The 15834-nt window shown below is 25.2% G+C and carries 8 protein-coding genes (1 of these 8 running past the window's edge); 2 read left to right on the top strand and 6 right to left on the bottom strand.

The window, feature by feature from the left end; translation table 11 throughout:
- Nucleotides 1-3: 3 nt before the first annotated feature.
- The 6 genes from carB to dnaE form a co-directional block, all read right to left on the bottom strand.
- Complete coding sequence (gene carB, locus H0H56_RS01570; protein WP_185873613.1) at nt 4-3234, bottom strand: carbamoyl-phosphate synthase (glutamine-hydrolyzing) large subunit; 3231 nt, start codon at nt 3232-3234, stop codon at nt 4-6.
- Between the two features lie 13 nt (nt 3235-3247).
- The gene (carA, locus tag H0H56_RS01575) at nt 3248-4333 is read right to left on the bottom strand and encodes a glutamine-hydrolyzing carbamoyl-phosphate synthase small subunit (RefSeq protein WP_185873614.1); all 1086 of its coding nucleotides are present in this window, start codon (nt 4331-4333) and stop codon (nt 3248-3250) included.
- A complete protein-coding gene (locus H0H56_RS01580; protein ID WP_185873615.1) occupies nt 4323-5471 on the bottom strand; it encodes an aspartate aminotransferase family protein in 1149 nt (382 codons plus the stop codon). The genes carA and H0H56_RS01580 overlap by 11 nt, the downstream gene beginning before the upstream one ends.
- Before the next feature lie 3 nt (nt 5472-5474).
- The gene (argC, locus tag H0H56_RS01585) at nt 5475-6452 is read right to left on the bottom strand and encodes an N-acetyl-gamma-glutamyl-phosphate reductase (protein ID WP_185873616.1); all 978 of its coding nucleotides are present in this window, start codon (nt 6450-6452) and stop codon (nt 5475-5477) included.
- Nucleotides 6449-8200, bottom strand: coding sequence for a GNAT family N-acetyltransferase (locus H0H56_RS01590; protein ID WP_185873617.1), 1752 nt, complete (start codon nt 8198-8200; stop codon nt 6449-6451). The genes argC and H0H56_RS01590 overlap by 4 nt, the downstream gene beginning before the upstream one ends.
- A 152-nt stretch (nt 8201-8352) precedes the next feature.
- On the bottom strand, nt 8353-12621 hold the full coding sequence (dnaE, locus tag H0H56_RS01595; RefSeq protein ID WP_185873618.1) for a DNA polymerase III subunit alpha: 4269 nt from the start codon (nt 12619-12621) through the stop codon (nt 8353-8355).
- A 201-nt stretch (nt 12622-12822) separates the two neighbouring features.
- Between dnaE and rpsA the strand changes: the two genes are divergently transcribed.
- Together rpsA and H0H56_RS01605 are read left to right on the top strand one after the other, a co-directional pair.
- Nucleotides 12823-14586, top strand: coding sequence for a 30S ribosomal protein S1 (gene rpsA / locus H0H56_RS01600; RefSeq protein WP_185873619.1), 1764 nt, complete (start codon nt 12823-12825; stop codon nt 14584-14586).
- A gap of 21 nt (nt 14587-14607) precedes the next feature.
- Nucleotides 14608-15834: the 5' portion of a ribonucleoside-diphosphate reductase subunit alpha gene (locus tag H0H56_RS01605; RefSeq protein ID WP_185873620.1), read on the top strand. It continues 465 nt past the right edge of the window; 1227 of the gene's 1692 nt are visible here — the first part of the coding sequence; it begins with the start codon at nt 14608-14610; the stop codon falls past the right edge of the window.

A 15834-nucleotide genomic window follows, 5' to 3' on the forward strand; every position in this document is an offset into this window, starting at 1 on the left:
AATTTATTTATATTCATCCCAAGAAGTTATAAATAATTGATCCATAGATAAATTACAAAAAGCTTTAATAAAAGCTTTGGCTAAACGTGCGTTAGTTAATAGAGGAATATTAAAATCTATAGAATAACGTCTTATAGCATAATCATTATCTAATTCTGATTTACTTAAATTTTTTGGAATATTAATAATCAAATCAAATTTTCTATCCTTAATCAAATCAATCACATTAGGGTATTTTTTTACATTTGGCCAATGTACCCTTATAGAGGGAATTCCATAATCTGATAAAAAACTATTTGTTCCTTCTGTGGAAAACAAAATATATCTTTTATGATGCAAAAGTTTTACCATATCTAAAAGATCTAATTTAGATTCTATTGGCCCCCCAGATATAAGAATATTTTTTTTTGGAATAGTATACCCAACAGCAAGCATAGATTTTAAAATAGCTTCATCAAAAGTATATCCTAAACATCCTACTTCTCCAGTTGAAGTCATATCCACCCCCAAAACAGGATCTGCATCTTGTAAACGTGAAAAAGAAAATTGGGAAGCTTTAATTCCTAAAAAATTCATAGTAAAAAAATCAGGCTCCTTTTTTTTCTGTTTTTTTCCAATAAGTACTTTTGTAGCTAAAGTTATCATATTAAAATGAGATACTTTTGATACAAAAGGAAAACTTCTGGAGGCTCTCAAATTACATTCAATAACTTTTATTTCATTATCTTTAGATAAAAATTGAATATTAAAAGGTCCAGATATATTAAAATATTGAGATATTTTTTTAGATATACGGACAATTTCCTTTAATGTAGATAAATATAAATTCTGCGGAGGATATACTAATGTGGCATCTCCTGAATGTACACCTGCAAATTCTACATGTTCAGATATAGCATAATATAAAATATCTCCATTTTGAGAAACAGCATCTAATTCAATTTCTTTAGAGTTTTTTATAAATTCTGTGATCACTAATGGTTTATCAAAAGATATCGATTTATTATCCATCAGATAAGACTGAAGTTCTTCATAATTAGAAATCACATTCATATGCGCACCTGAAAGAACATAAGAAGGTCTAACTAATATCGGATAATCAACTTTTTCTACAAATTTATAAATTTGATCAAAATCTGATAATTCTTTCCATCTAGGTTGTTTTATACCTAAATCATCCATCGCATGGGAAAATTTGTATCTATTTTCTACTTTGTCTATAGAAATAGGAGATGTTCCTAAAATATTTACTTTTTGTTCATAAAGTTTTAAAACTAAATTATTAGGAATTTGACCACCCATAGAAACTATTGTCCCTTTTGGTTTTTCTACATCTATAATGTCTAAGACACGTTCTAAAGTAAGTTCTTCAAAATATAATCTATCACAAATATCAAAATCTGTACTTACTGTTTCTGGATTGTAATTAATCATGATGGATCTATAAGATTCTTTATGAATCGCATTTAATGTATTTACACAACACCAATCAAATTCGACACTACTTCCAATTCTATACACACCAGATCCTAAAGTAATTACGGATTTTTGATCTTCTTCATAAATTATGTCATGTTGAATAGCATGATAAGTTAAATACAAATAATTGGTATGTGCTGGATATTCAGAAGCTAAAGTATCAATTTGTCTTACATAGGGAACAATGTTTTTTTCCTTTCTATATTTTCTGATTTTTTTTTCCATATCATAAATACTATCTTTCTCTTTATTATTCTTTATAATCATCGCTATTTGTAAATCAGAAAAACCTTCTTTTTTAGCTTTTTGTAATAATTTCTTTGGAAGATCCTTACAATCATTATAAAAAGAAATCTTTTTTTTTGTTTTAAAAATGTTTTCCAATTGGTATAAAAACCATAAATCAATCTTGGTAAGATCATGTATTTCTTGAATAGAAATTCCTTTTTCTAAAGCTTCTTCTAAAAATATAACTCTTTGATAGGTCGGTTTTTTCAAAGCTTCTTTAAGTAAAAGAGTAGATCCTATTTTTTTTGTATTTTTTGAATTTATAAACCCTAACATTCCAATATCTAACATACGAATTCCTTTTTGTAAAGCCTCTTCAAAAGATCCTCCAATCGCCATGACTTCTCCTACACTTTTCATACTACTTCCAATTCTATTAGAAACTCCATAAAATTTTTGTAAATCCCATCTTGGAATTTTGCATACTACATAATCTAATGCGGGTTCAAAAAAAGAAGAAGTAGTCTTATTTACAGAATTTTTCAATTCTGGTAATCCATATCCTATAGCTAATTTTGCAGCAACAAAAGCTAATGGGTATCCAGTAGCTTTAGAAGCAAGAGCGCTAGAACGAGAAAGACGAGCGTTAATTTCAATTACACGATAATCTTCCGATTTAGGATCTAATGCAAATTGTACATTACATTCTCCAACTATTTCAAAATCTCTCGCGATATCTAGAGATAATTTTCTTAAAAAAAAATATTCTGAATGATTTAAAGTTTGCGAAGGTGCTACTACAATACTTTCCCCTGTATGAATTCCTATAGGATCAAAATTTTCCATATTACATACGGAAATACAATTATTGTAATTATCTCTAACTATTTCATATTCAATCTCTTTCCATCCATCTAAAAATTCTTCTATAACAACTTGAGAAGAGTAAGAAAAAGCCTTACTGACTATTTTTTTTAAATCCTTAATATTATAAACCAAGCCACTTCCTAATCCTCCAAGAGTATAAGCAGATCTAATAAGAATAGGAAAACCTATTTGAAAAGAATAGGAGATGGCATGATCGATAGAATTTACTACAAAACTTTTTGTCGTTTTTATATTCATACGATTTAACCTATTTCTAAAAAGATTTCTATCTTCACTTTGAATAATAGATTCCATAGACGTACCTAAAACTTTCATTTTATATTTTTCTATGATTCCTTTTTGAAATAGTTCCACGCCACAATTTAATGCCGTTTGCCCACCAAAAGAAAGTAAAATCCCTTTAGGCCTTTCCTTTTCAATAACCCCTTTTATAAAAAAAAAAGTCAGAGGAAGAAAATATACTTTATCAGCAATTTCTTTCGAAGTTTGAACAGTAGCAATATTCGGATTAATTAATATTGTATAAATACCCTCCTCTTTCAGTGCTTTTAAAGCTTGAGTCCCAGAATAATCAAATTCACCAGCTTCTCCTATTTTTAAAGCTCCGGATCCCAAAATCAGTACTTTATCTATTTTCATATTATAATATTCTTTAATGATTTTTTCTTATAATAGAATTGATAAAAATATCAAATAAAAATTCGGTATCTCTAGGTCCACTAGAGGACTCTGGATGAAATTGTACTGAAAAAAAAGGTTTCCATTTATGGATGATTCCTTCACAAGTATTATCATTTAAATTTTTAAAAAAAATTTTCCATTCCCTATCAATCTTAATAGGGTTCAAAACATATCCATGATTTTGTGATGTAATAAAATTTTGTCCTTTTTCTAATAATAAAACTGGTTGATTATGTCCTCTATGTGCATATTCCAATTTATAAGTATCTCCTCCCGCAGCAAGACCTAAAAGTTGATTTCCTAAACATATTCCAAAGATAGGAGTCTCTTTTTTAAGAGCCTTACGAAGATATAATATGGGTTTTTCATAAATTTTAGGATTTCCAGGCCCATTAGAAAGAACTAATCCGTCATATTGGTCTTTTGTAAAATCATAATCCCATGGAACTCTTATAATTGTACAATTTCTACGCAATAAACAACGTAAAATATTATTTTTTAATCCAAAATCTACAAGTAATACTTGATATTTTCCATTTCCATATATAATTTTTTTATCAGTAGAAACTTTTTGAGAAAGATTATCTTTATTAGGATCATAAAAAGGAAGATCTTCTTTTTCTATGACAATTTTTCCTAACATAGACCCTCCTTTTTTTCTAAGTTTTTTTGCAATAAATCTGGTATCTATATCATATAATCCAGGGACTCCATGTTCTTCTAACCAATCCGATAGGTTTTTATACATATTCCAATGATACGGACGTTTTGAATAATACGAAATAATTAGTCCGGATACTTGAACTTTATCGGATTCATAAAATTTATGAATTTTTTCATTAAAATATGGATATGGAACTCCATAATTTCCTATGATTGGATAAGTAAAAGTCAAAATTTGACCTTTATAAGAGGGATCTGTTAGACTTTCCGTATACCCAGTCATAGATGTATTAAAGACAACCTCTCCAGAGGAGGATGTTTTTGCTCCAAAATGAGATGCTTTATACCTTGTTCCATCTTCCAGTATCAGCATAGCTATTCTTTTATTTTTCATTTTTTTCTATATAGAATAAAGCTTTTTTTAGTTTTTTAATAAATAATTTTATATGATAAATGTTTATGCTTAGTGGAGGTAGTAATCGTAATACATAAGGATTATTAGAAGTTCCAACAAATACTTTTTCTTTATAAACTAAAATATTTTTTAAATTTTTAATAGTAAAATTAAATTCTAACCCTAACATCAGACCTCTTCCTCTTATTTTTTTTATTTGAGGAATTTTTTGTAATTTTTGCAACAGTATATTTCCCATTGTTTTTGCATTTTCAATTAAATTTTCTTTTTTAATAATTTCTAATACGGAAATACCAGCTGTACAAGCTAAATGATTACCTCCAAATGTAGTGCCTAACATCCCATGATATGGATGAAATTTAGGATGTATCAAAACTCCTCCTATGGGAAATCCATTGCCCATTCCTTTAGCAATAGTAATTAAATCTGGTTGTATCGGATATAAATGATGAGAAAAAAAAGATCCAGTTCTTCCATATCCACTTTGAATTTCATCAATAATCAAAATAGTATCATATTTTTTACAAAGGTCCCAAACTGTACAAAAAAAATTGTACCCAGGATCTATAATTCCAGATACCCCTTGTATCCCTTCCGTGATAACAGCACAAATATCTCCATTTTTTAATTTTTTTTCTAAAGAAGTAAAATCTTTATAATCCATCAGGATAGTTTTATGTTGAGCATTAAAAGGAGATACTATTTTATAATTATCTGTTATAGAACAACTTCCGCTAGTTCTACCATGAAACCCACCCCTAAAAAAAATAACTTTTTTTTTCCCTGTATGAAAAGAAGCTATTTTTAATGCATTTTCATTAGATTCCGTTCCAGAATTACAAATAAATAATGAATAATTATCATATCCTGAAATTATTCCCAATAAATTCGCTAATTTTTTTTGTTGATCAATAAATACACTATTTGAATAATAAGATATTTTATGAATTTGTTGGATTAATGATTGAATATAATATGGATGAGAATGACCAATTGAAATAACTGCATGTCCTCCATAAAAATCTAAATATCTATTTCCTTTTTTATCATAAATATATACTCCTTTACTTTTTTTTAATTCGATATTTAGAATCGGATAAACGTCAAATAATTCCATTTTTTAGAAACGGATAGATTTTAATTTTAAACCACAAGTTTCTTCTAAATTGAAGAGAAGATTCATATTTTGTATAGCTTGACCGGAAGCGCCTTTTATAAGATTATCTATAATACTGATAATAATGATTTTATTTTTTTCTTTCATAAGATGTAAAATACACTTATTAGTATTAATTACTTGTTTCATATCAATATTGATATCGGAAATTTTTACAAAAGGGTGGTTTTTATAAAATATTTTATAAATATCCTGATTTTTTTCTAAAGAATAATTAGAATCCGTATATACTGTTGCTATAATTCCTCTAGAAAAATTTCCTCTATAAGGGATAAAATATATTTCAGAAGAAAAATTTTTTTGTAATTTATGAATAGTTTGTGTAATTTCTTGTAAATGCTGATGTTTAAATATTTTATAAGTAGAAATATTATTATTTCTCCAACTAAATTGATTTGTATCACTAATTTGTTTTCCAGATCCTGTGGATCCAGTTATAGAACTAATATGTATATTATTTTTTAATAAATTACCTTTTGCTAAAGGTAATAATGCTAAAAGAATAGCCGTAGCAAAACATCCTGGATTTGCAATATTATTTGATTGTTTTATGATATCTTTTTGTAATTCTGGTAGTCCATATATAAATTTTCTACCTTGAAATACAGATTTATTCATATTTCTAAAATCTTGACTAAGATCAATTACTTTTACTTTATTGTGTAAGTATTTTAATTCTTTTATAGATTTTCCATGTCCGGAACAAAGAAATACTATATCAATTTTATTACTTATGAATGAATCAGTGAACTTCATATCCTCTATTTCCCCTATTAAATCTGTATGAATCGAATGAATATATTCTCCTGCTTTACTTCTGCTAAGTACACTATTAATTCGTACTTTTGGATGATGAATGATTAATCTAATTAATTCTCCAGCAGTATATCCAGTTCCTCCTATAATACCGATTTCAATCATGATTTTTTTTTATTTAAATTATGGTAAATTTTCATTTGATTGCTCAATATTTTTGTAAAACCTTTCACATCTTCTGCTGTCCAAGCATAATTCATTTCTCCATATTTAGCCATATTGGATTCCATCAAATCAAAATCAGATTTAATTCCAACTAAATGAAATCTATATGGATATAAAATGATCTGTACGGTTCCAGTTAATCGTTCTTGTGTACTACTTAAAAAAATTTCTATGTTCCGCATAACAGGATCTAAATATTGAGCTTCATGAAGTAACATTCCATACCAATTGGATAATTTTTCTTTCCAATATAATTGCCATTTTGTAAGAATATGTTTTTCTAATAAATGATGTGCTTTAATAATTATAATTGCTGCTGAAGCTTCAAAAGCTACTCTTCCTTTAATACCTAAAATAGTGTCTCCTATATGAATACCCCTTCCTATAGCAAATTTAGAAGCTATTTTTTCAATTTTTATAATATTTTGGATAGCTTTTCCTTTTTCTCCATTTACACTAAATAATTCTCCTTTTTTAAATTCTAATTCTAAATTTTCACTTTTTTTTTTTATTAATTTTGTTGGATAAGCTTCATCTGGAAATTTATGAGAAGAAATAAGCGTCTCTGTTCCACCAATACTAGTCCCCCAAAGCCCTTTATTAATAGAATATTTAGCATTATTAATAGATATTCCACTATTTTGTAAGTATTCAATTTCTTCTTTTCTAGAAATTTTTAAATCTCTTATAGGCGAAATAGTAATTTTTTCTGGGCATATAATTTGAAAAGCTATATCAAATCTAATTTGATCATTTCCAGCTCCTGTACTCCCATGAGCTATAGCTTTAGCTTTTATAATAGTCGCATATTGTGCAATTTTAATTGCTTGGAAAATTCTTTCTGAACTTACAGATAATGGATAAGTATTATTTTTCAAAATATTTCCAAAAATTAAATATTTTATACAATTTTGATAATATTCTTCTAAAGAATCAATAGTTTTATGGGTATTAGCTCCAATATTTAAAGCTCTTTGTTTAATATTTTTCAATTCTTTTTTTTTAAAGCCTCCAGTATTAATAATTACCGTATGGACTTCGTATCCTTTTTGAAGAAGATATTTTAAACAATAAGAAGTATCCAAACCTCCGCTATAAGCTAAAACAATTTTATCTCCATGAGTTAATACATTATTATATTTATTTTTATTTTCATCTTCATCATATGGATTATATAAAAGACCCGTGCAAAGACACATTTTTTTTTTATTTCTAATTAAAATATCAAAATTAGCACAACTTTTACATCCTTTCCAAAATTCTTCTGATTGAGTTAATTCACTAAAAGCAACAGGCTTAAAACCTAACTCTGTATTTATTTTAATTACGGGTTGACTTGTTGTAATACTAAAAATTTTAGAATTTGGAAATTTTTTTTTGGATAATTTAAATAATTCAATTTTAATAATTTTTGCTAGTCCTTTTTTTCTAAATTCAGGAAACACAATTAACCCAGAATTGACAACAAATTCTTTATCTTGAAAAATGTCTAGGTAACTAAATCCGGCTATTTTTCCATCATAAAAAGCAATGACTGAATTTCCATGAATCATTTTTAATTTAATATATTCTGGATTTTTTTTAGAAATACCAGTCCCTCTAATTTTTGCTGATTCCTGTATTTTTTTACAAATTAATGATGCATATTTTGTATCCTCATCATGAGATATTCTCACTATTATTTTCATATCATAAAAAAGAACCAAATAAATAAACTAACTAATAAATAGATATTATATTTATAGTAGTAATAATATTTCATAAAATAGAAATAAATCAGTATACAAATTTAATAAAGTCTTTAAAATAAATATATATAGTTTATTTAGTTTATTGAAAATTATTTTAAAGATTCATTTAAACTAAAACTAAAACCTTTTATCTTTTCTATTTTTTTTAAAAAACTGGATTTAAGATGAATTCCATATTTTTTAGATTCAAAATCTAAGGATATTTTATTTTCCTGATCATATATAATAATATTCAGTTTTTTATTTCCTTTATTTTGATCCAATAGTCTTTCTATTTTATGAAATACCATACTATTTAAATATTTTATATTAATTTTTATTATCAATTTTTGAGTAAATTTTTCTAGTATGTTTTGTAAATTTTCTATATGAAAAATATGTATTTTATATTGTTCTTTCTTAGTAGTAGAAGATGGAATAATATAAATAGATAAATATAATAAACTATTAGGAAATAACAGAGGTTCATATTTTAAATATTGTTGTCCATCAATACGAAATTCTTTAAAAGAATTATAATCTTCTAATATAAAAATTCCATATTTTTTTCCACTTTTTATATATGTTTTTTTTTCTATTTTAGATAAAATTCCACATATATGTATTTTTTTACCTATAAGTTTATTTTCATTTTCATTCAATTTATCTAAAGAATAATTTGTTAAATATTTTATTTCATAGAAATAATCATCTAAAGGATGTGAAGAAATATAAACCCCTAATACTTCTTTTTCTTTGTATAATTTATATATTATACTCCATGGAATAGTTTTTTCTATTTTTGGTTTTTCTATTATTAAGGATTTTTTCTGTTGGTAACTTTTTTGATATTGTGATCCAAATTGAATAATTTTTTCTAGAGTACTGAATTTATTTTCTTTTTCAAGAAAAAAATATTGTTCTCTCTCTATATGGAATCTATCCAATGCTCCTGATAAAATTAAACTTTCTAAAGTTTTTTTATTAACTATACGTAAATCAATACGTTTAACTATATCAAAAATAGAAGTGAAAAATCCATTTTTTTCTCTTTCATTCAGAATTATTTTTACCGAATTTTTTCCAACTCCTTTAATTCCTCTTAACCCAAAACGAATATGATTATATTTTATCACTTTAAAAAAATCATCACTTTTATTAATATCTGGTCTTAAAATAAAAATTCCCATTCTTTTACATTCTTTTAAAAATAAAGTAAGTTTTTTCATATTATCCATATGATTACTTAATACAGTGGCCATATATTCATCTGGAAAATGAATTTTTAAATAAGCTGTTTGAAAAGCTATATAAGCATAACATGTAGCATGAGATTTATTAAAAGCATAACAGGAAAAAAATTCCCAATCTTTCCATATTTTTTCCAAAATATTTTTTGAATACCCTTTTTTCATAGCTTGATGAATAAATTTATGTTTCATTTTATTTAAAACATCTTTTTGTTTTTTACCCATCGCTTTTCTAAGATAATCCGCTTCTCCTTTACTAAAATTCGCTATTTTTTGAGCTATTAACATTACTTGTTCTTGATAAATAGTTATTCCATAAGTTTCTTTTAAAAATTCCTCCATTTCTGGTAAATCATAGGTAATAGATTCTTTTCCATGTTTTCTAGATATAAAATTAGGAATATATTGTAAAGGCCCTGGTCTATATAAAGCTGTCATAGCTATCAAATCATCAAATTTATCCGGTTTTAATTGACGTAAATATTTTCTCATACCTAAAGATTCATATTGAAAAACCGCAACAGTTTCTCCTTTTTTAAAAAGAGAATAAGTTTTTTTATCATCTAAAGGAAATGATACTTTTATATTGAAACGTTTTTTGACAATATTAGAGGTTTCTTTAATAATCGTAAGAGTTTTTAATCCTAAAAAATCCATTTTTAATAATCCAGTAGATTCTACTACATTATTATCAAATTGGGTTATCAATAAATTAGATTCTTTTGTAAGAGATACTGGGACATATTCTTTAATATCAGATGGACTTATAATAATTCCACAAGCATGTATTCCTGTACTTCTTATAGACCCTTCTAAAATTTTTGCTTTATGGATAATTTTACTAATAACACTATCTTTTTTTTCTGCTATTTTTCTTAAAATTTTCATATTATATCTTTCCTTATGACTCATTTTTTCTATAAGATAATTTTGAGATAATAATAATTTCCATGTTATAAAATTAGGAATCATTTTTGCTATACGATCTGTTTCTTTTAAAGAAAAATTTAAAACACGAGCCGTATCTCGAATAGCTAATTTTGCCCCCATAGTAGCATAAGTAATAATTTGTGCTACTCTATTTTTTCCATATTGTTGAACAACCCATTCAATAATTTTTTCACGTCCTTTATCATCAAAATCAATATCAATATCTGGTAAAGATATTCTATCTGGATTTAAAAATCTTTCAAAAAGTAGATGGTATTTAATAGGATCTATATCTGTAATTTCTATACAATAAGCAACTAAAGATCCAGCTACAGATCCTCTTCCAGGTCCTACTAAAATATTCATTTTTCTAGCTTTTTTAATCAAACTATGAATAATTAGAAAATAACCAGGATATCCAATTTTTTCAATTGTTTTTAATTCGAAATTAATTCTTTCTTTTATTTCTTTATTTATATATGGATAACGTTTTTTAGCTCCTTCATAAGTAATTTTTTTTAAATAATCATTTTCATTGAAATGTTTTGAAATTATAAATTTTGGAAGTAAAATTTTATTTGAAAGATGATAAGTTTCTATTTTATTAATTAATTCATCTAAAAAATCAAAAGATTCTGGAAGATCTGAAAAAATTTTTTTCATTTCTTCTGTACTTTTAAAGTAAAATTCATTATTTGGAAATCCAAATCTATATCCTTTCCCTATCCCTATAGGCGTTGATTTTTTTTCAATATTTTTTACACAAAGCAAAATATCATGTGCATCAGCTTCTTTTTTATCTAAATAAAAAGTATTATTTTGTACAATATATTTAACATTATATTTTTCAGAAAATTGAATAAGAATACGATTTACATAATTTTCTTCTTCTAACCCATGACGTAATAATTCTATATAAAAATCTTCTTGAAAAAGTTCTTTCCACCATAAAAAAACTTTTTCTGCTTTCATTTTTCCTTTATGAAGAATTGTATGAGGAATTTCTGCATTAATATCTCCGGTAAGAGCTATTAAATTTTCTTTATATTTTTCAATTAAATTTTTTCCTACTCTAGGAATTCCATCATAAAAACCTTCTATATATCCATAAGAACAAAGTTTAGATAAATTATGATATCCAATTTTGTTTTTAGATAAAAAAACTTGAGGATAACGTTTATCCGGTTGTTCTTTAGTAAATTTTTTTTGTAAATAATTTTCTGATAAAAAGACTTCACAACCAATAACTCCTTTAATATTTTTTGGATAAAATTTCTGATTAGCAGAATGAATAGCATTTAAAAAATAGAAAGCTCCCATCATATTTCCATAATCTGTAATACCTACAGCTGGCATATTAAAATTTATAGCTTTATCAATCATTGATTGAATTCCTATAGTAGAAGATAATATGGAAAAAGTAGTATGATTATGAAGATGAGAATATCTTTTTTTTTGAAATTTTTCATCATTATCATTATTATCATTTTCTATTTTTTTTTTTTCTATATCATCGATATATTCTTTTTTTTTTTGAAGAAAAACTATACGATCAGATATAGTAGAAGAATATTTTTTTCTAAAAAAAGTGATAAAATTATTAGAGATTCCTATATCTTTGTCTGATATAATTCCTATCCGTAAAAGTTCTAAAAAACAACGAGCTGTGGCTTTTACATCATTTTTTGCATTATGCCATTTTTTAGTAAATTCTATTCCAAATAATTTATAATATAATTCATTTAATGTAGGCCATTTAAATTTTGTTTTAATTCCAGGTAATTGACAATAGTTAATAGATACATTTTTAGTATCTATTAAAGATTTTTTTTTAAAAAAAATATTTTTTTTAATTCTAAAAAATTCACATTCAATAATTTTTTTATCAAAATTTAAATTATGTCCAATGATACATTGAGATTTTTTAAATATTTTTTTAAATTCATTAAGAACAAAATTTAAATTATATCCCTCTTTTTGTGCTTTTTCATTATTAATTCCATGAATTTTAAAAGCATTAAAAGGAATTTCATAATTATCCGGTTTAATAATAAAATTTTTAAATTCAATTAAATTTCCCATATAATCATGACATTGCCATGCTAATTGTACCATTCTTGGCCAATTATCCGTATTATCAATAGGAAGTTTATATGATTTTGGTAATCCTGTAGTTTCGGTATCAATAATAAGATACATATTATCGTTTATTTTTTTTTAAAAAAAAGGACATACTAAAAATAATAAAATTTGAATTGAATTCATTAATCATTAATAAAAAGTTTATTAGTTTTGTATTATCTCTTTAAAGATCCAAAAATAAAATATTTTTTCAACTTAAAATTTTTTAAAAAGTTCAGAAAATAAAAATCTAATCAAACAGAAGTAATTAAAAATAAAATGACCAATAATAAAAATATTCTTATTAAAGAAAAAATTCAAAGTTTCGATTGGACGAAATATGAAACTCATTTCAATAATGAGAAACAAAAAGAAAGAAAAAAATTTGAAGAAATATACGAAAAAACTTTACCTAAAGTACAAGAATTAGAAATCTATAAAGGTATTGTTACACATGTTACAGAAAAACATATTATTGTAGATATTGGATTTAAAGCAGAAGGAGTAATTTCTATCAGTGAATTTAGTAAAGATAAAGATAATGTTTCTTTTGATATAGGCAGTCCTATAGAAGTTATGTTGGTAAAAATGGATTATAAAGGACAATGTATTATTTCCTATCAAAAAGCAAAAATATTAAGAAATTGGCAACGGATTAATAAATCTTATGAAAAAGGAGAAGTAATTTTAGGTTATGTAGTCGCTAGAACTAAAGGAGGTTTAATTATAGAAATTTTTGATATTGAATGTTTTTTACCAGGATCACATATAAATGTAAAACCTGTTAGAGATTATGATACTTATGTGGGAAAAACTATGGAAGTAAAAGTTGTTAAAATTAATCAAAAAACCAAAAATGTAGTGGTTTCTCATAAGGTTTTAATAGAAAGAGATATTGAGGAACAAAAAAAAGAAATGATTTCTAAGTTAGATAAAGGTCAAGTTTTAGAAGGAAAAATAAAAAACATTCTCCCTTATGGGGCTTTTGTTGATTTAGGAGGGGTAGATGCTCTATTACATATAACAGATATGAGTTGGCCTCATATTAATCATCCAACAGAAGTTGTTCAATTAGAACAAGAATTAAAATTTGTAGTTTTAGGTGTAGATAAAGATAAAAATAGGGTTCAATTAGGATTAAAACAAATGCACCCACATCCTTGGAATTCTTTAGATAAAAATTTAAAAATAGGAAGTATTATAAAAGGGAAAGTTAGTGTTATAGCAGATTATGGTGCATTTATAGAAATTATTCCAGGAGTAGAAGCTTTATTACATATTAGTGAAATGTCATGGTCTACAGATTTATCTTCTACACAAGATTTTGTACAAATAGGAGAAGAAATAGAAGCGATTATATTAACTATAGATCGTCAAGAAAGAAAAATGTCTTTAAGTATAAAACAACTTACTCCAGATCCTTGGATAAATATTAAACATAAATATCCTGTTGGATCTCAACATACAGGATATGTCCGAAAATTTACTAATTTTGGAATCTTATTAAAATTAGAAAAAAACATATATGGTATTATTTATACCAATGATTTATCATGGACTAAAAAAATAAAACATCCTTCTGAATTTTGTAAAATTAATGATGAATTAAAAGTAGTTATTATTTCTTTAGATACTCAAACAAGAAGATTAAATTTAGGACATAAACAACTTATGGAGAATCCTTGGAATAAATATGAAAAAATTTATTATACAGGGAGTATTCATGATGGAATTATTGTTAATTTTTTGGAGAAAGGAGCTACTATATTAATAAATAAAGAAATAGAAGCTTTTGCTCCATTACGTTTTTTAGAAAAAAAAGATGGAAAAATTATTAAAAAAGGAGAAAAAATTAATTTTAAAGTTATTGAATTTAATAAAGAAAATAAAAAAATTATAGTTTCTCATACATCTGTATATCGTGATCAACATGATAAAAATAAAAGAAAAGATCAACGATCTAGAAAATTTGAAAGATCTACTTTTGGAGATATTGCAGGTTTAGTGAAATTAAAAGAAAAAATAGAAAAAGAAAAAAAATAAGGAAATATTTAATAAAAAAAAATGAAAACACACCCTATTGCAGAAAAAAAAGGATGGAAAATAGGAAAAGATTTACCTGTATGGGGGAATAATGAACTTTATTTAACAACAATTAAAGGTGGATATTTATTAAATGGAGAAACTCCTTTTGAGGCGTATAAAAGATTAGCTAAAAATGCTGCAAAAATTCTTAAAAAACCAAAAATAGAGAAAAAATTTTTTAATATTTTATGGAAAGGATGGCTTATCCCTTCTACACCAGTTATGGTAAATTTGGGAACAGAAAAAGGATTGCCTATTAGTTGTTTTTCAGGACGTATTGGAGATAGTATGTATGAAATATATAAAAAAAATTTAGAAATGGCTATTTTAAGTAAAAATGGAGGAGGGACTTCTTATGATTTTAGCTTAATTAGACCTATAGGAAGTCCTATTAAAAATGGAACATTAGGAACTTCTGATGGAATTATTCCCTTTATTAAATCCTATGATAGTTCGATTATTGCTAGTAAACAAGGGAAAACAAGAAGAGGAGCTGTAGCTATTTATTTAAATATAGAACATAAAGAATATACAGAATTTTTAAAAATAAGAGAACCTAAAGGGGATATTAATAGACAATGTCATAATATTCATCAAGGAGTGATATTAACTAATTCTTTTATGGATAAAGTTTTTAAACAAAATGGAAAGGAAAGAGATTTATGGATAAATACGTTAAAAGAACGTGTAAAAACTGGAGAACCTTATCTTTTTTTTAAAGATAATGCTAATAAAAATATTCCAGAAAATTGGAAAAAACATGGATTAAAAATACATCATAGTAATTTATGTTCAGAAATCATGTTACCGACAGATGAAAGTCATACTCTTGTATGTTGTCTTTCTTCATTAAATCTTTCTAAATATTTAGAATGGGAAAATACAAAAACTGTTTTTTATGCTATTTTATTTCTTGATGCTGTTTTACAAGAATTTATTAATAAAGGTAAAAATATTAGAGGGATAGAGGATGCTGTTCGTTTTGCAGAAAAAAGTAGAGCACTTGGATTAGGAGCTTTAGGATGGCATTCTTATTTACAATCTAGATTGATTCCTTTTATTTCTATGAAATCTGAAATATTAACTCATAATATATTTAGAAATATACAATTAGAATCTCAAAAAGCTACTCAATATTTAGCCAAAGAATATGGAGAATCTGAATGGAATATCGGAACAGGAAGAAGAAATTTAACTTTAATGGCT

Origin of the sequence: Blattabacterium cuenoti (assembly GCF_014252455.1) — a bacterium.
GTDB classification, from domain to species: Bacteria; Bacteroidota; Bacteroidia; order Flavobacteriales; family Blattabacteriaceae; genus Blattabacterium; species Blattabacterium cuenoti_R.

What these genes read in the sequence shown, in the direction of transcription:
- carB (WP_185873613.1), bottom strand. Translation starts at nt 3,234, where the DNA reads ATGAAAATAGATAAAGTACTGATTTTGGGATCCGGAGCTTTAAAAATA.
- carA (WP_185873614.1), bottom strand. Translation starts at nt 4,333, where the DNA reads ATGAAAAATAAAAGAATAGCTATGCTGATACTGGAAGATGGAACAAGG.
- H0H56_RS01580 (WP_185873615.1), bottom strand. Translation starts at nt 5,471, where the DNA reads ATGGAATTATTTGACGTTTATCCGATTCTAAATATCGAATTAAAAAAA.
- argC (WP_185873616.1), bottom strand. Translation starts at nt 6,452, where the DNA reads ATGATTGAAATCGGTATTATAGGAGGAACTGGATATACTGCTGGAGAA.
- H0H56_RS01590 (WP_185873617.1), bottom strand. Translation starts at nt 8,200, where the DNA reads ATGAAAATAATAGTGAGAATATCTCATGATGAGGATACAAAATATGCA.
- dnaE (WP_185873618.1), bottom strand. Translation starts at nt 12,621, where the DNA reads ATGTATCTTATTATTGATACCGAAACTACAGGATTACCAAAATCATAT.
- rpsA (WP_185873619.1), top strand. Translation starts at nt 12,823, where the DNA reads ATGACCAATAATAAAAATATTCTTATTAAAGAAAAAATTCAAAGTTTC.